20 protein-coding genes and 1 riboswitch are annotated in these 15,993 nt (G+C 34.4%); all 20 genes read right to left on the reverse strand.

Annotated features, from left to right (window positions below; all coding sequences use genetic code 11):
- Nucleotides 1-11: 11 nt before the first annotated feature.
- The gene (locus ACWZFG_RS03575; RefSeq protein ID WP_455577104.1) at nucleotides 12-659 is read right to left on the reverse strand and encodes a riboflavin synthase; all 648 of its coding nucleotides are present in this window, start codon (nucleotides 657-659) and stop codon (nucleotides 12-14) included.
- A 14-nt stretch (nucleotides 660-673) separates the two neighbouring features.
- On the reverse strand, nucleotides 674-1,759 hold the full coding sequence (gene ribD / locus ACWZFG_RS03580; protein WP_177503077.1) for a bifunctional diaminohydroxyphosphoribosylaminopyrimidine deaminase/5-amino-6-(5-phosphoribosylamino)uracil reductase RibD: 1,086 nt from the start codon (nucleotides 1,757-1,759) through the stop codon (nucleotides 674-676).
- Between the two features lie 100 nt (nucleotides 1,760-1,859).
- Nucleotides 1,860-1,972, reverse strand: a riboswitch (FMN riboswitch).
- A gap of 63 nt (nucleotides 1,973-2,035) precedes the next feature.
- Nucleotides 2,036-3,142, reverse strand: coding sequence for a 3-dehydroquinate synthase (aroB, locus tag ACWZFG_RS03585; RefSeq protein WP_177503079.1), 1,107 nt, complete (start codon nucleotides 3,140-3,142; stop codon nucleotides 2,036-2,038).
- Nucleotides 3,129-3,656: a shikimate kinase gene (locus tag ACWZFG_RS03590; RefSeq protein WP_177503081.1), complete on the reverse strand. Its 528-nt coding sequence runs from the start codon at nucleotides 3,654-3,656 to the stop codon at nucleotides 3,129-3,131. Before ACWZFG_RS03590 ends, aroB begins: the two co-directional genes overlap by 14 nt.
- Nucleotides 3,657-3,660: 4 nt before the next feature.
- Nucleotides 3,661-4,812: a chorismate synthase gene (aroC, locus tag ACWZFG_RS03595; protein WP_177503089.1), complete on the reverse strand. Its 1,152-nt coding sequence runs from the start codon at nucleotides 4,810-4,812 to the stop codon at nucleotides 3,661-3,663.
- A gap of 48 nt (nucleotides 4,813-4,860) precedes the next feature.
- Nucleotides 4,861-5,463, reverse strand: a complete 603-nt coding sequence (locus ACWZFG_RS03600; RefSeq protein ID WP_418627021.1) for a type IV pilus inner membrane component PilO — start codon at nucleotides 5,461-5,463, stop codon at nucleotides 4,861-4,863.
- Nucleotides 5,464-5,465: 2 nt separating this feature from the next.
- Nucleotides 5,466-6,002: a PilN domain-containing protein gene (locus ACWZFG_RS03605; RefSeq protein ID WP_455577105.1), complete on the reverse strand. Its 537-nt coding sequence runs from the start codon at nucleotides 6,000-6,002 to the stop codon at nucleotides 5,466-5,468.
- Nucleotides 5,999-7,096 carry a type IV pilus assembly protein PilM gene (gene pilM, locus ACWZFG_RS03610; RefSeq protein ID WP_455577106.1) on the reverse strand — a complete coding sequence of 366 codons (1,098 nt, stop codon included), beginning with the start codon at nucleotides 7,094-7,096 and terminating at the stop codon, nucleotides 5,999-6,001. The genes ACWZFG_RS03605 and pilM overlap by 4 nt, the downstream gene beginning before the upstream one ends.
- Entirely contained in the window at nucleotides 7,083-7,355 is a 273-nt protein-coding gene (locus ACWZFG_RS03615) for a late competence development ComFB family protein (protein ID WP_177503217.1), read from the reverse strand. Before ACWZFG_RS03615 ends, pilM begins: the two co-directional genes overlap by 14 nt.
- A 27-nt stretch (nucleotides 7,356-7,382) precedes the next feature.
- Nucleotides 7,383-7,778: a hypothetical protein gene (locus ACWZFG_RS03620; protein WP_177503097.1), complete on the reverse strand. Its 396-nt coding sequence runs from the start codon at nucleotides 7,776-7,778 to the stop codon at nucleotides 7,383-7,385.
- 8 nt (nucleotides 7,779-7,786) lie between these two features.
- On the reverse strand, nucleotides 7,787-8,233 hold the full coding sequence (locus ACWZFG_RS03625; protein ID WP_455577107.1) for a hypothetical protein: 447 nt from the start codon (nucleotides 8,231-8,233) through the stop codon (nucleotides 7,787-7,789).
- A 64-nt stretch (nucleotides 8,234-8,297) separates the two neighbouring features.
- The gene (locus tag ACWZFG_RS03630; RefSeq protein WP_455577108.1) at nucleotides 8,298-8,672 is read right to left on the reverse strand and encodes a type IV pilus modification PilV family protein; all 375 of its coding nucleotides are present in this window, start codon (nucleotides 8,670-8,672) and stop codon (nucleotides 8,298-8,300) included.
- Between the two features lie 16 nt (nucleotides 8,673-8,688).
- On the reverse strand, nucleotides 8,689-9,141 hold the full coding sequence (locus ACWZFG_RS03635) for a pilus assembly FimT family protein (RefSeq protein ID WP_455577109.1): 453 nt from the start codon (nucleotides 9,139-9,141) through the stop codon (nucleotides 8,689-8,691).
- A gap of 7 nt (nucleotides 9,142-9,148) precedes the next feature.
- Nucleotides 9,149-9,946 carry a prepilin peptidase gene (locus ACWZFG_RS03640; protein WP_455577110.1) on the reverse strand — a complete coding sequence of 266 codons (798 nt, stop codon included), beginning with the start codon at nucleotides 9,944-9,946 and terminating at the stop codon, nucleotides 9,149-9,151.
- An 86-nt stretch (nucleotides 9,947-10,032) separates the two neighbouring features.
- A complete protein-coding gene (locus ACWZFG_RS03645) occupies nucleotides 10,033-10,461 on the reverse strand; it encodes a competence type IV pilus major pilin ComGC (protein WP_147668581.1) in 429 nt (142 codons plus the stop codon).
- Nucleotides 10,462-10,510: 49 nt separating this feature from the next.
- Nucleotides 10,511-11,728, reverse strand: a complete 1,218-nt coding sequence (locus ACWZFG_RS03650; protein ID WP_455577111.1) for a type II secretion system F family protein — start codon at nucleotides 11,726-11,728, stop codon at nucleotides 10,511-10,513.
- Between the two features lie 26 nt (nucleotides 11,729-11,754).
- Nucleotides 11,755-12,855: a type IV pilus twitching motility protein PilT gene (locus ACWZFG_RS03655; protein ID WP_455577112.1), complete on the reverse strand. Its 1,101-nt coding sequence runs from the start codon at nucleotides 12,853-12,855 to the stop codon at nucleotides 11,755-11,757.
- Nucleotides 12,836-14,512, reverse strand: a complete 1,677-nt coding sequence (locus tag ACWZFG_RS03660; RefSeq protein WP_177503109.1) for a GspE/PulE family protein — start codon at nucleotides 14,510-14,512, stop codon at nucleotides 12,836-12,838. Before ACWZFG_RS03660 ends, ACWZFG_RS03655 begins: the two co-directional genes overlap by 20 nt.
- A gap of 125 nt (nucleotides 14,513-14,637) precedes the next feature.
- Nucleotides 14,638-15,471 carry a shikimate dehydrogenase gene (locus ACWZFG_RS03665; RefSeq protein WP_177503111.1) on the reverse strand — a complete coding sequence of 278 codons (834 nt, stop codon included), beginning with the start codon at nucleotides 15,469-15,471 and terminating at the stop codon, nucleotides 14,638-14,640.
- A 15-nt stretch (nucleotides 15,472-15,486) separates the two neighbouring features.
- Entirely contained in the window at nucleotides 15,487-15,990 is a 504-nt protein-coding gene (locus tag ACWZFG_RS03670; protein WP_455577113.1) for a YqeG family HAD IIIA-type phosphatase, read from the reverse strand.
- Nucleotides 15,991-15,993 lie beyond the last annotated feature (3 nt).

Raw genomic sequence — 15,993 nt, forward strand, 5'->3', positions numbered from 1 at the left:
TATTCCCTCCATTAAAATCCATTTTCTCGCAAGAAATCCATAGATATACTTGTTGTTTTCTCTTCTTTTACCGATAAATTCAGCAAACGTTCTACGTATTTTCCGATAATATCATTTTCAATATTAACAATATCTCCAACAGCTTTCTTTCCTAAAGTCGTCATTTGCGCACTATGTGGAATCAGAGATACTGAAAAATACGAATCTGCCATCTCAACAACCGTTAAACTGATACCATCAATCGCTACAGACCCTTTTTCAATGATATAACGTAATAAATGGTCTGCAACTTTTATTTTTACAACAATTGCATTATCATCCTTTGTCATACTTAGAATTGTTCCAATTCCATCAATATGACCACTAACGATATGCCCCCCAAATCGATCACCTAATGCCAAAGTTCTTTCTAAATTTACAACATCACCAATCTTGAGCTGTGATAAAACAGTTCTTTTTACTGTCTCTGGCATAACATCCGCTGTAAAGTCATGTTGATGATAACGAACAACCGTAAGGCAAGTTCCATTGACTGCGATACTGTCTCCTATTTTTACATCTTCAAGCACTTTTTTTGCCGTAATTGTAAGTTGAATTGATTTAGCACCAGATTGAATTGCCTTTACGATTCCTAATTCTTCAATAAGCCCTGTAAACAATAACCTATGCCTCCTTATCTTACATAGCCGGTAATTAAAATATCTTCATCAAAGCGCTCCGTAGTAATATCATTTAACTGATAGGCATCTTTCATATAAAAAGTTCCTTTTCCGCCTACCGGAGAAGCTGCATCTGTTCCGCCAATAATTTTAGGTGCAATAAAGCAATGCACCTTATCCACTAAATGTTCAACAAAAAATGAATAATTTATTCTTGAACCACCCTCAACCAAGATACTACAAATATTTTTTTCAGCTAAAATTTTAAGTAGATCACTTAAATCAACTCGATCAGCTTTTTCCTTCGTCACAATCACTTCAATTCCTACTTGAAGTAAAGCCGCGATTTTTTCTTGAGATGCTCTTTCTGTAACCGCAAGAATAGTATGTGCACTTTTATCCGTTATAACAATAGAATCTAACGGAATTCGTGCCTTGCTATCGACAATGATGCGAACTGGATTTTTTCCCAAGTGGTCTAGTCTTGTTGTTAACGTAGGATTATCAGCTAAAACAGTCCCAATTCCAATTAAAATTCCATCATATAAATCACGTAATTGATGTACGAATTTACGTGATTTTTCATTTGTTATCCATTTTGAATCCCCAGAAACAGTTGCAATTTTTCCATCTAAGGTCATCGCCGTTTTTACGACAATAAAGGGCATTTTATGTACAATCCACTTTAGAAAAACTTCATTTAGTTTCTCTGCCTCATCGCGACATACACCCTCAACCACTTCAATTCCTGCTGCTTTTAATTCTTTTAATCCATTTCCTGCAACCAGTGGGTTCGGATCAGTCATCGCTACAATGACTTTTTTTATCCCTGCTTTTATTATCGCTTGGCAGCAAGGTGGTGTTTTCCCATAATGCGAACACGGTTCTAACGTAACATAAATATCTGCACCTTTTGCTAACTCTCCTGCTTGGTGTAGCGCATGAATTTCAGCATGCTCTGTTCCAGCTTTTCTATGCCAGCCTTGTCCCACAATTCGATTATCTTTTACAATAACGGCACCAACTAATGGATTTGGCGTTGTTCGCCCTGATGCATAGGCAGCGATTCTTAATGCTTCACGCATATAAATTTCATCCATTAAATCATCTCCCTAAAAATAAAGAGACTATTAAAAAGAGATTCATCCCTTTTAACAGCCTCAGACAGACATACCTATAGTAAATAAAAATTCCTATAAGCTAAGTCTTTTTTCATCCAGACTATACTGTCGGCCTCGGAATTTCACCGAATCTGCCAAAAGGCTCGCGGGCTTTACCGCCGGTAAGGAGTTTCACCTTCCCCAAAGACTGCTTAAATTATATATAAATAATAATTAAATTCTAACATCGTGCACCAAAATAATCAAGTAAATTTATCATAGATTCTTACTATCGGAAGATTTTACAATTTCAGATAAAACTCTTTTTACTAAGTCATCTGAAATATCATTACGAATAATTACCTGCCCAATCGAGTTCATCAATACCCACTTTACTTTACCACTCGTCACTTTTTTATCCCGACCAATAAATTCAAATAAGTTTTCAATCGTACAATCAAAAGCATATAAAGGCAACTGAAATTTTTGTATGATCTGAATGACTCTATTTAAAACCGTTTCATCAATAAGCCCTAAATAGTGACTTAATAAGGCGGCTCCATGCATTCCTATCCCAACTGCTTCACCATGATTATATTTTTTATAACCCGTATCACTTTCAACCGCATGCGCAATTGTATGCCCAAAATTCAAAATAATCCGCAGTCCAGCTTCCTTTTCATCTTTACTCACCACATCTGCCTTTATCTCACATGAACGCCGAATTATATGAGATAATGTATTTTTATCAAGTTCCAATATTTTTTGACTATTTGTATCTAAATAATCAAAAAACTTATCGTCAGCAATAATCCCATATTTAATAATTTCCGCTAATCCTGAATAAATTTCACGTTGCGGAAGTGTTTGTAATATCTCTAAATCAATCAGAACAAATTTAGGTTGATAAAAAGCACCAATCAAATTTTTACCTAACTCGTGATTAATTGCAACCTTTCCGCCTACACTTGAATCTACTTGCGCTAATAGGCTGGTTGGAATCTGTATAAACGGTACACCACGCAAATAAGTAGCAGCAATAAAGCCTGTTAAATCTCCAACCACGCCCCCGCCTAATGCGATTATCGGAGATTTTCTATCTAACCCCAATTCAATTACTTTCGTATAAATTTTTTGTGCGATATTAAATGATTTTGCCTGCTCACCTGCATGAACAACAAACAAATCGAATGCAAACCCATTTTGATTCAGGATATTTAATAGTTTATCCCCATATAAAAGTGCTACATTACTATCTGAAATTAACAAGCCTCGCTTTGAAAAAGAAAAGGATTGCATCAGTACTTCTAATTGGTCCAAAAAACCTTCACCAATATGAATATCGTAACTCTGACTACCAAGCACAACGCTAACCTCTTGCACGTAAAATCCCCCCTTTTCTCATAAAATCAATGATTTTATCTGTTACTTGTAACGGCGAAATATTGCTTGTATCAATCACACAATCCGCTTTACGATAAAATTCTATACGAGATTTTAGCAACTCCTCAATTACCTTACGTCGATCAACCGTTTCTAATAAAGGACGTGAATTTCTTCTGCTAGTTCTCTCTAAAATAGAATCAATTGAAGCAGTTAGTGAGACAACAACTCCATTTTGGCTTAGCAAATTCATATTATGTGGATTAAGAACCACACCTCCGCCAGTTGAGATAACTGCATGATGATATTTGGCAATAGTTTTGATAATTTCTGTTTCTCTTTCACGAAAATATTTTTCTCCATATTTTCGAAACATTTCCGGAATACTCATCTTATTTACAGCTTCAATCTTATTATCAGTGTCGATAAAAGAATACCCTATTCTATTAGCCAATAATCGTCCAGTACTCGTCTTTCCTGTGCCCATAAAGCCAATTAATATAACATTTTTCATCATATCACCTATTTATTCTTGCTATGTAATGATCTATTGCTGCCTTTAAGTCACAAATATTGTCTCCACCAAACTTTTCAATTAACAGTTCCGCAAGCACAATTGCCGTCATTGCTTCGCCTACTACTGAGGCTGCAGAGACTGCACAAACATCGCTTCGCTCTGTATTCGCTTTTACTTCTTCCTTAGAGTTTATATCAACCGAAGCTAATGGACGCATCAAGGTAGGGATTGGTTTCATTACAGCTTTAATTACAATAGCTTCTCCATTGCTCATGCCACCCTCAATTCCACCTGCATGATTTGTTTTTCGATAGACGTTCTTATTCGCATTATAAAACATTTCATCATGGGATTGACTTCCTGGTAAATTGGCAAATTCAAAACCTTCACCCACTTCTACCCCTTTAATTGCTTGTATAGACATTAGCGCACTCGCCAATTTTGCATCAAGTCTTCTATCCCACTGAATGTGGCTCCCCAAACCAGGAATCGTATTAAATACAACTATTTCAAAGACTCCACCTAAAGTATCGCCATTTTTCTTCGCTTGATCAATTGCATCTTTCATTTTCGCTTCAGCAATTTTATCACAACAATTTAATTCTGATTCTACTTTAGATTCTTTCAATATTGTATAATCTATATTCTTAGGATTAACTTTAACACCACCAATATTAGTAACATGAGATCTAATTTCGATTCCACAAGCTGATAGCAAACATTTGGCTATAGCTCCTACAGCAACTCTTGTCGCTGTTTCCCTAGCACTTGCTCGTTCTAAAATATCACGAATATCTTCACGATTATATTTTTGGCTGCCAATTAAATCAGCGTGACCTGGACGAGCTGCTGTCACTTTTGCTCCTGCAACGTTACCAAATACAGACATTCTTTCTTCCCAATTAGACCAATCTTTATTATTAATTCTAATTGTAATTGGATCTCCAATAGTTTCACCAAAACGAACACCTGATAAAATATCAGCTTTATCCGTTTCTATTTTCATTCTACCTCCACGACCATAGCCCTGTTGGCGCCTCGCTAAATCGGTATTAATTTTATTAATATCAATTTTAATACCCGAAGGTAATCCTTCTATAATTGTAACTAAGCATTGCCCATGAGATTCTCCTGCAGTTAAAAAACGAAACATATTATATCTCCTTTTTCATTTTATTTCTATTAAAAAACTGCGTCTAACCTAATTGGTTTTAGACGCAGATGATTTTGTTGCTTTTGCATTTTCTCCAGATGAATCCTTTGAACTTCCATAACAGTAAACAACTAATGCTAAATCACTTTCCACAATATTTCCTTTTGCCGATGCTTGAATCGTAGAAATACTTGTCAATCGATCTAGTCTATTTAAAGCTTGCAAAAATTTCAAGAAATCGAAATAATCACCGCTTATTTTTAAAGCTATCCTAAACTCACGATAATTATTTTTATCAACTAGTTCACCAGGAGTAATATTGTTAATTTGAATAGATGACTGTATAGCAATTTTTGAAATCTCATCAATAAAAAGGCTGACATCAGGATTTTCAGGAATCATCTTATTTATTTTATCTAATTTACTATTTAGTTCATTATCATAAGCGTTAATATCAGGATGGTTACTAATAAAATCTTCTATTACTTTAATTTGTTGCTGTTCTAATTCCAATTGATTATTTAATGTACAAATTTCCTCACTCTGCGGACTATAGATGAAAAAGTAGAAAATTATATTTAAAATGATTAAAATAAGTGAGAATAATGTCAGTTTATATTTTAACTCAAGTTTTGTCAATGATAAATTCATTTCTATAACTCCTTGAATTTTGCAGTAACTTCAAATTGAGTAATCTCCTGATTCGATACTTTGGTAACATTTGCACTGGTCAAAGATACCTCAGTAAATGCCTTATTATTTTCAAAACGATTTAAAAAAGTTGCTAATTGAGGATAACTAGAGGCATTGCCTTTAATTCTAACAACTTTTTTTTCATCCATATGAAATTCAGTCAACCAAACATTAGCTGTGACCAGCTCACTTATATTTGATAAAACTGCATATTCCGCATTTATGTTCTTAGAGATTCCTGTCACTACTGCATTTTTTTTATTAATAACCTGTTGTTTTTTTTCAGTAATTTCTTTTTTTTCAATACTTTTGGTCATAAGCTGATAACTTTCTTTGGCTGAAAGAATAGTATCTTGCAATATAGCAGCTTGAAAAAGCATGAAAAAATAAATTCCAACCCAAGCAATAACAAAAGAACTCATAACTATCGTAATGAATCGTTTCAATGGAATTTGTTTTCGCCGTTTTTCAGGTGGTAATAAATTAATTTTAATCATACAACATTACCTCTCATTGCCAATCCAACTGCAATTGAAAATTGTGGTGAAACTTTTTTAATATAATTAGAATCAAAGGAATCATTAATCGTTAAGCAAGCAAAAGGATTATGCCGAGCAACCGGAATAGAAATCAATTGCTCCAGCTGCTGCTCTAGACCATTAATTCTCGTACCCCCACCAGTAAGAAAAATATTATCGACAACAGCATCTTTGTTTTGTACACGATAATATTCAATCGTACGCAAAATTTCATCTGACAGTTCTTGGACAATACCCTGTAATTCTTTTGCTAAAGTTATCAATAATTCATTTGCAGTATCATCTGCTTGAATTAAATTTTGCTGACTTTGCTTTAACATTTCCGCCTCTGCACTATCTACAGATAAACTTGATTGAATAATTTCCGTAAAGCTATCCCCGAAAATAGGAATATTTCTTGCCGCAATTGGAATATTATTTTGAAAAATTAAAACTTGTCCATTTTCCTTACCAATATCAACTACAATATAATTTTCTACCGTTCGTATTGTTCTTGTTAAGGCAAACGATTCTCCCTCAATTGCAACAATATGTAAATTCAATTCTTGCATCATTTTAACATTCTCATCAACCACGCTCATTGGTGCTGCTACAAGCATAACCGGCAATATTTCTGTTTCATTATTCATATTACTTTCTAGAATGGCAAAATCATAATAGTAAGTATCAGCTTCATAAGGCACATATTTTTCAATATCCCATTTTACAGCCTCTGCCAATTCTGTATCTGGCATTTTAGGAAATTCTACTCGACGTTCAAATATATCGCGACCTCCTATAGACAAAATAACATCCTTAGATTGAATCCCATGAAGTTCTATTAAATGTGTTATCGCCGAAAAAATACGTTCATATCTACTCATATCATCATTATATTTCTCACCAAATAAAGGTGCATAAGCAATATTTTTCAGAATAAACTCATCAGATTCCATTTTTAATTCAATCATTTTCACATAAGAATTTCCTATATTAATCCCCAAAATAGAATTAGGCTTTGAAAAAAGTTTATTTTCTATCCAATTTAGAATTTTCTTTTTATCTTTTAACATGTCTAGGATTTGCCTCCACAATATCAATTGCTTTACCTAACGCAATGAAAATATCAACTTCATTTTCTGTTTCATACAATTCAAGCCGTGTATATAAATCTCCTTTTTCAGTCGTTACATAGCATGGTTTTAAACGATTAAGTGCTAATACTGCGATATCAGTTTTACATTGCTCGCATTTGCAAACACTCTGATTTTGCTCTAAAAAACCGTCCAAATGCTGAAAAACAAAATCCTCCATACAATTTTTAATCTTCATAAAAGCACCTCTAGCATTTTTATTTATCTAAGGTCTCCAATAAACAACATGCATTTTTTCTTCAGCGTCTACTTGCATTTCCACAATATATTGACTTCTTGATTTTTCACTAATTCCAACAGCTAAAATGCTTGCTTTACCTCCAGTATTATACACTCGAATTTCACATTTGCCAGTTGAAAACTCTATCGTTTCTATAATACCAGAATTATTTTCTTTTGCATATTCCTTATTATGTATTAATTTTACAATTGCATAATTTGCTCCTGCTTTTGCTAAATATTGTGCTTGAATATTAGATAAATGCAGCTCCTCAGTAGCAAAATTTACATTTACTAAATTCATACAAGACATAACGATTGTCGTTAATAATGTGAGAAGAATTAAATTTATAATTGTACTAAACCCATATTGATTTTTCAATTTCTCACCTACAAAGAATTTTCATTAAAAATATTTAAGGCAGTAGCAACGGTATGTAATTTTAAAAAAACTTTTTTGTCCTTATCGCTTGCGCAAATTTCAATAAAAATCGATTTTGCTGAAATTCTTTTAAAAGTTAACCCAGTAATTGTACTATTACACATTTTACTTTCACCAGTCATCGGTTGAAAATCACAAGTCAATCTACAAATACCTTTCGTATTATCTATCCTATAAATCGTTTTTTTCTCTTCTTTCCTATCTTTATCTATATATAGATCAGTAATAATAGTTAAAGTATCATCTGTTATATCAAATTTTTTTGCATAGGTAAAATCTTGTACTATACACTCTAGTGCATAACGCATTTCTGATTGCAAAGCAATTCGTGTAACTAAGAGCGTATTTTGTTTTATCGCTATATCTGCTATAGGAACAACACATGAAGCTATCATGACATGCAAAGTCAATGAAATTAATAAAGCAACCAAAGAATAGCCGTTTTCTCTGAAAACAATTTTAAAATAAAATATCTTTAGACAATAATGTTTCAAACGTGACATTATATAAAACGCCCCATTCTTGCCAAGCTACAATTACTTTAACTTTGTCCATGTGAAAAAACTCTTCATGTGTAATTGTTGTTGTTACTTCAAAAGTCGTATGATTTTCGATTACCTGCCTTACTGAACTCGTATAATCTATTGCCATTAAATCGGCCTTGGTTAAACTCTCAATTGCTACTTGTGCAATATTCGCTGCATTCATACGATTTTGCGCATTCATGTTTTGTTTTATTATCATTTGCTGAGTAAATAAAAGAGAAGTAATTGCTGTCAAAAGAATACATGAAATCAGAACTCCAATTAATGAAAACCCTTTTTCATTCATCATAAACAATCTCCACTATCTATTGCGTTCGGATTCGCCCTACGCGGTCAATAATAATCAATCGATTTTTCCCATCTTTATCTTGCAAAGAAATCGTACATGGCTGATTGATTTGCCCCTTGTAATTAAAACTGATAAAATTCTGTTGATTGTTTGAAACAATTTTTATCCCACCTGGAAAATCTATCCTTTTTAAAATCTTTGTGCCACAACAAATCATATACCCTGAATTATTTCCCTGCAAAAGATTCAACGTAAGTACTAAATCTGGCATTATTTGGGGATGACTTGTATTTCCTCGCAATGAATTTAACGACATTTGCTGCATCCAACGCAAATTCATCACAAGCTCATCCGTTGCAAAATTTAATTGATGCTTCTCCGCAATATTTTGTTTTGGCAGTCCAATTAAGCAAATAATCCCTAAAATAGCAACACAAATCAAAAGCTCAATTAAAGTCACTCCACGCATCAGCGATTCACGTTAAAGAAAAATACCATTGCAAAATTTCAATTCCATAGATATAGACGATCCAAGCAGAAATCGCAATAAATGGGCCAAACGGTATATAATCCTTACGGCTTTTGATTCGTGTTGCTATTAATAGGACACCAACAATCCCACCTAAGATAAACGCTAACATTAATACGAGCAAATTCATTTGCCAGCCCAGCCACAAGCCTAACACAGCGGCAAATTTGATATCTCCTCCTCCCATTCCCCCTCCACTTACCATAGCAATAATAAATAACAATCCCCCACCGACAAAGAACCCAATCCCCATACTCAGCCAATCTAAAGGATTCACCAGCAGAGAAAAAGATAACAAACCTAAATCAGTGATTAAATCACTATGTTCAAATAATAAATTTATCAAAACACCAACGATTCCCATCGGTAATAAAACCTTGTCCAAAATCAATTGATGGTCATAGTCAATAAACGTAATTACAACTAAAAATGAAATAAAAATCAGTGCTTTTAATAATTCTAAACCTAAGCCAACCTGATAATAAGTAAACAAAAATAAAAAACCAGTTAATAGCTCCATCCCTGCATAACGAGGCGATATAGATGTTTTGCAAAAACGACATTTTCCCTGTAATACAAAATAGCTAAGTACCGGCACTAAATCTAATACTTTTAGTTCATTTCCACACGACATGCAATGTGACGACGGAAAAACAATCGATTCATTCTGCGGCAATCGGTAGATACATACATTGAGAAAACTACCGATTAATAAGCCTAAAATAAAAATAAATGCAAAATCCAATGTTGTACCTCCTTTAGATAGATTCGGATAGTAAATAAGCAACTAAGCAAAAGCTTAGTTGCTTATTTGTAGAGATTAAAACCTCATCACGTTCCTGATGATGCAACATAACCAAAGTCTTCCGCTACTTTTGCAGTACCTCCAACAGTTAATGTACCACGACCAGTTGTAGTATTAACTCCATATGCAGTTTCCGCATCCAATGTTGTAGTTGAATTTGCCTTTAAATACAAACCACCTTTAGGTGATTTTAATTTAGAAACTTCAGTAGTTAAATAATTTTGTAAATCTGTTATAGTAGCAGGCATTTTACCATTGTCTGCTTGATATTGAACGGATGCAGAATCAATCGTTCGCAAATCTGCTTGAACTCTAGCTGTATTCGCCTTTGCTGTAGATTCATTAAATCTAGGAATCGCAATAGCTGCCAATACACCTAAAATCGCAATAACTACCATTAATTCAACTAAAGTGAAACCTTTTTGGTTCATTCGTTTACGAATTGCTTGTATCATTTGTTTCACCTCCTCTCATTAATTTTCTATAGCATTCCTCTATTGCAAATTAGCCACCAACGTTGTTTACTACATCAAACATTGGTAATGCAATAGAAATAACAATAGATCCAATAATTAAGCCAAGGATGACAATCATCATAGGCTCTAATAGACTGCTTAGTCTTGAGACAACATCATCGACATCATCTTCGTAGAAATCGGCAATTTTTCCCAGCATCGTATCCATCTGCCCTGTTTCTTCGCCAACGGCAATCATTTGTACGACCATTGGTGTGAAAACCTTGCTGGAATTCAGCGTATCGGATAGTGTAAATCCGTCCCTGACATCGGTTTGTGCAGCGGTTAATGCATTGACCAATTGCATATTTCCGGTGATATTTTTTACAACATCAAGTGCCGTGATAATCGGTACACCACCATGTAGTAAAGTTCCCAATGTACGACTAAATCGTGCAATCGAAATTTTCCTAACTAGCATGCCAAATACAGGCATGCTGAGAATCATTGCATCAAAATATAGTTGGTATCGCGGAATTTTATAAATTCGTGTTGCGCCAAATACCATCGCAATAAGTCCGATAATCACCAGCCACCAATATTCTTGAAAAAATCCGCTTACACCTAATAAAAACTGTGTTGGTAACGGTAATTCAGAGTGCATGTTATCAAACATACTCTTAAATGTCGGCATAACAAACGTCAAAATAAAAATCACAACTAAAACGGCTAAGCAAATGACTACAACCGGATATGTCATTGCCGATTTAATTTTTTCGCGCATTTTGTAGTCTTTTTCTAGATGCACTGCCAGACGATCCATTACATCGTCCATTACGCCGCCGACTTCACCGGCAGTAATCATATGTATCATAATCGGTGGAAAAATATGTTCATATTTTTTTATTGCTGAACTAAAGGTATCCCCACCTTGAATTTGTTGATAAATATCTTTTAAGGCATTCTTTAATACTGGGTTATGCGTCTGTTCAATGAGAATACTTACTGCTGTTACCAAAGGCAATCCTGCATTAATCATAATTGACATCTGCCTACAGAATATTGCAATTTCTTTCGGCTTTACGCCACGCAACTTACTAAAGAATTCATTAATATCTGTTGTTTCCTTTGCCTCTTTAATTTGAGTCACAAAATAACCTTTTTCACGAATAAATGAAGCAACTACATTTTGAGAATCTGCAACAATTTTTCCGGTAATTAAAGTACCTCCGCGATCTCTCGCTTTATATGTAAAAGTTTTCGCCATATTTATACTCCTATTAAATCAATGGATTAAACTAATCGATTGACGGGAGAGTTTCTAAGTAAGATATCTGGATCATTTGCACATGCCAAAGCATCTTCCATTTTAATTAAATTTTGTTGAACAAGATTTTTCAGCGCCATGTCCATCGTTTGCATCCCCAGCTTTGCACCGGTTTGAATACTTGAAATGATGTGATGCGTTTTCCCCTCACGAATTAGATTACGGATTGCTGGTGTAGCAATCATAATTTCTAACGCTGCAATCCGTCCATCGCCATCTTTTCTAGGTAGGAGCTGTTGTGCGATAATTCCTTGCAAGGTCATAGATAGCTGAACTTTTACTTGTTGTTGCTGATACGGCGGGAATGTATCAATAATTCTATCCACCGTTTGTGCAGCATCACAAGTATGCAACGTAGCAAAAACTAGATGCCCAGTTTCTGCTGCGGTAATCGCTGTCGAAACTGTTTCCGCATCGCGCATTTCTCCGACTAAAATAACATCTGGGTCTTCACGCAATGCAGCACGCAATGCATTACCAAATGATAATGAATCTGTATTTACTTCCCTTTGATTTACAATACTCTTATTATGTCTATGCAAATATTCCACTGGATCTTCCATAGTAATAATATGCGAATACTGGGTTTGATTAATCAAATTAATCATTGCCGCAAGCGTTGTCGATTTTCCTGAACCCGTAGGTCCTGTCACAAGAACCAACCCACGAGGTTTTAACGCTAACGTCTTTAAAATATCAGGATGTCCTAAATCTTCAAGCGTCGGTATTCTATCAGCAACTAAGCGAAGGACAATGGCTATGGTTCCTCGCTGTCTAAATGCATTCACACGAAATCTTCCATATCCAGATAAAGAATAGGAAAAGTCAACTTCTCCATACTCCAAAAAATGTGCCTTTTGGTTATCATTTGTAATGGATTCAAACATCTCTCTTGTATCGTTCGGTAATAGTCGATTATGTTCTGAAAAAACAAGTTTTCCATTAATTCTAAATGCAGGCTGAATTCCGACTGTCAAATGCAAGTCAGAGGCTTTTTTTTGTGCTGCCTCTTTTAATAATTCATCAATTTTACTAAATTGTTGATTTTTATAAATCTGCGTAAGCAACTTTCATTACCTCTTTCACCGTTGTTTTTCCTTCTAAGACTTTTTGTATGCCATCTTGTCTCATACTAATCATTCCTTCAGAAAAAGCTGCATTTTTTATTAAATCTACTGATGCATGATTCGTAATTAATTCTCGAATATTCTTTGAGATTGGCAATACTTCATGAATTGCTAAACGCCCTTTATAACCAGTTCCACCACAGCTTGGGCACCCTCTACCACGATATAAAACAGTATCACCGTCACACATATTTTCCATAAACTCATATTCTAGAGAATCTTTTTCTAGTTGATAAGATTCTTTACATTCAGAACAAATTACACGAACTAACCGTTGGGCAATAATCCCTAATACCGAGGATGAAACAAGAAATGGTGCAACGCCCATATCAACTAAACGAGAAATAGCTCCAGCCGAATCGTTTGTATGTAAAGTACTTAAAACCAAATGTCCTGTCAACGCTGCGCGAATTGCAATATCAGCTGTTTCGCCATCACGAATTTCCCCTAACATAACAATATTAGGATCTTGACGTAAAATAGAACGCAAACCCGCAGCAAAAGTTAATCCAGCTTTTGGATTAATCTGTACTTGATTAATTCCATCTAAACGATATTCAACAGGGTCTTCTACTGTAATAATATTCTCCGTCGACTTATTTAATCCCGTTAAAGTAGAATATAATGTAGTTGTTTTTCCCGATCCCGTAGGACCAGTAACTAAGATCATTCCATATGCCTGATTATATAATTTACTATATCGATTAAGATTGTATTCAGAAAAACCTAAACTCTTAATATCAACAATTACAGAACTTCTATCTAAGATTCGCATTACAATTTTCTCACCTATAACTGTCGGTAATGTCGATACACGCAAATCGTAATCTTTGTTGTTTTCAACATATTTAATTCGTCCATCTTGAGGGATTCGTCGTTCTGCTATATCTAAATCACTCATTATCTTTATTCTTGACACTAATAAAGCATGCGTTTTATAGGGAAAAGAAAAAAATTCTCTTAGCGCCCCATCTATTCGATAACGAACTCTAAGCGCTGTATCCGTCGGCTCAATGTGGATATCACTCGCACGTTCTTTTATGGCTTGGCTAATAATCGTATTTACTATACTAATTACAGGAGCATCATTCGCCGTCTGAACCTCCGATATACTTGCTACATCCTCAGGCTTAATAATACTAGACGCTTTGTTTACAAGTGCTTGAACACCATAAAACTCATTAATTGCACGCAAGATATCCTTTTCAGTAGCAATCGCAGGAACGATATCCAGTCCACTAATCGTCCGAACATCATCAATTGCATAAAAGTTTGTCGGATCCACCATTGCAATGGTTAATTTTTTGCCATTTTTATCAATTGGAAGAATACTATACCTTTCAGCAATCGCTTGTGGTACCAATGCAATAACTTCCGGGTTTATATTTAAACCGGTTAATACCACATGAGGAACACCTAACTGTATCTCCAATGCTTTAATTAAGGATTTTTCAGTCACATATCCCAAACTAATTAAAGCTTTTCCTAATCGCTCCTTTGTTGTTTTTTGTACAGTTAACGCCTTATCCAATTGCTCTTGCGAAATTACATCTGCGTCAATTAAAAGGTCTCCTAGTCTTTTTTTCACAATTGCCATAATAAACTCCTCATGTTCTCACTACAGTTCCTAGTACTTTAGCTCTAGAACATATTTTCAATATTCTTCTTTTAATATATAAATCCTGCCAAAAAAGAAAAAAAAGTAAGAAAATTTATACTTTTTCACAAAACTTGCAACATTTTTTTAGTATTTGGCATAATACCCGTCCAGATTTTAAATGATTCAGCACCTTGCTCAACTAACATTTCCGCCCCATTCATAATTTTATGTCCGTTTTGCTGAGCTTCGCTTAAAAATTTTGTAATTGAGGGATTATAAATCAAATCATAAACAACAATCCTATTTTTAATTTTATTCCATTGAATAGGTGGCTTTTCTTCCAAATTGGGATGCATTCCTAATGGTGTTGCATTAATTAACAGCGACATATCAGTTAATTTACTTTGAAACGCGTCCGTTGTCCAATCCTGAGCCTCAATAGCTAAATAATCTTTGAAAGCATCTACTAACGGTTGCACTTTCAATGGATTTCTAACGCCAATCACAATAGATTTTATTCCAGCTTTAATTAAGCCCCAAATTACAGCCCTAGCAGCACCACCAGCACCAAGCAAAACAGCCTGTTCATCTTTTATTTTCACCTTATGATTATAGAGTGAATTAATAAACCCGCTGGCATCTGTATTAAAACCTTTTATCAAGTTATCTTCAAAAAGAATTGTATTGACTGCACCGATCATCTTTGCATTCTCATCTATTTCATCTAGTAACGAAATAACCTCAATTTTATGAGGAATCGTCACATTAACCCCTCGATAATTTAATGCCTGCAATCCTTTAATTGCCTCTTTTAACTTATGCGGATGAACCAGCATTGCCGTATATGCATAGTCAAGTCCAGAATCTGTTATTGCGATATTTTGCATTAAAGGTGACAAAGAATGCTCAATTGGACATCCAATTACTCCAATATTTTTTGTTTTTCCTGTTAACATAAAAATCCCCAATCATTATTTATACTTTTTTAAAATCTTTTTTTCAAAAATGCGCATGATTTTCGTTGTCACAAATTCATCCTTACTTAGCGGATTCACTAAAATCGTAAATAAACCTGCACAATTTCCACCTAGTATATCAGTAAATAATTGATCCCCGATAACTGCAACAGAATTTGACGGCAAATTCATTTTTTTTATACAACTTTTAAATCCTTTTCCAAAAGGCTTCCAAGCCCTGGCAACATAATAAGCATTTACTTCTTTTGCTATTCGCGATACACGCGTGGAAAAATTATTAGATAAAAAACATATTTCGAACTGATGAACATGGACTAGATAAAACCAATCGCACATTTTACTTTCTAACACATCACGATTCCAATGAATAACCGTATTATCTAAATCTAAAATCAGCCCACGAATTCCTTGTCTCCTCAATTCCTCTAAATCAATTTCAAAAACAGACTTTCGTACTAAATCAGGCATTAAAAATTTTTTGATATGAATTACCTCCAAATA

The organism is Anaerosinus sp. (assembly GCF_965318445.1).

Excerpts from the sequence above, each read along its gene's own strand:
- ACWZFG_RS03590 (WP_177503081.1), bottom strand. The coding sequence starts at position 3,656 with ATGAAAAATGTTATATTAATTGGCTTTATGGGCACAGGAAAGACGAGT.
- ACWZFG_RS03645 (WP_147668581.1), bottom strand. The coding sequence starts at position 10,461 with ATGATACAAGCAATTCGTAAACGAATGAACCAAAAAGGTTTCACTTTA.
- ACWZFG_RS03605 (WP_455577105.1), bottom strand. The coding sequence starts at position 6,002 with ATGATTAAAATTAATTTATTACCACCTGAAAAACGGCGAAAACAAATT.
- ACWZFG_RS03630 (WP_455577108.1), bottom strand. The coding sequence starts at position 8,672 with ATGATGAATGAAAAAGGGTTTTCATTAATTGGAGTTCTGATTTCATGT.
- aroC (WP_177503089.1), bottom strand. The coding sequence starts at position 4,812 with ATGTTTCGTTTTTTAACTGCAGGAGAATCTCATGGGCAATGCTTAGTT.
- ACWZFG_RS03650 (WP_455577111.1), bottom strand. The coding sequence starts at position 11,728 with ATGGCGAAAACTTTTACATATAAAGCGAGAGATCGCGGAGGTACTTTA.
- ACWZFG_RS03615 (WP_177503217.1), bottom strand. The coding sequence starts at position 7,355 with ATGAAGATTAAAAATTGTATGGAGGATTTTGTTTTTCAGCATTTGGAC.
- ribD (WP_177503077.1), bottom strand. The coding sequence starts at position 1,759 with ATGGATGAAATTTATATGCGTGAAGCATTAAGAATCGCTGCCTATGCA.
- ACWZFG_RS03665 (WP_177503111.1), bottom strand. The coding sequence starts at position 15,471 with ATGTTAACAGGAAAAACAAAAAATATTGGAGTAATTGGATGTCCAATT.
- ACWZFG_RS03600 (WP_418627021.1), bottom strand. The coding sequence starts at position 5,463 with ATGAATTTATCATTGACAAAACTTGAGTTAAAATATAAACTGACATTA.
- pilM (WP_455577106.1), bottom strand. The coding sequence starts at position 7,096 with ATGTTAAAAGATAAAAAGAAAATTCTAAATTGGATAGAAAATAAACTT.
- ACWZFG_RS03625 (WP_455577107.1), bottom strand. The coding sequence starts at position 8,233 with ATGATAGCTTCATGTGTTGTTCCTATAGCAGATATAGCGATAAAACAA.
- ACWZFG_RS03660 (WP_177503109.1), bottom strand. The coding sequence starts at position 14,512 with ATGGCAATTGTGAAAAAAAGACTAGGAGACCTTTTAATTGACGCAGAT.
- ACWZFG_RS03635 (WP_455577109.1), bottom strand. The coding sequence starts at position 9,141 with ATGCGTGGAGTGACTTTAATTGAGCTTTTGATTTGTGTTGCTATTTTA.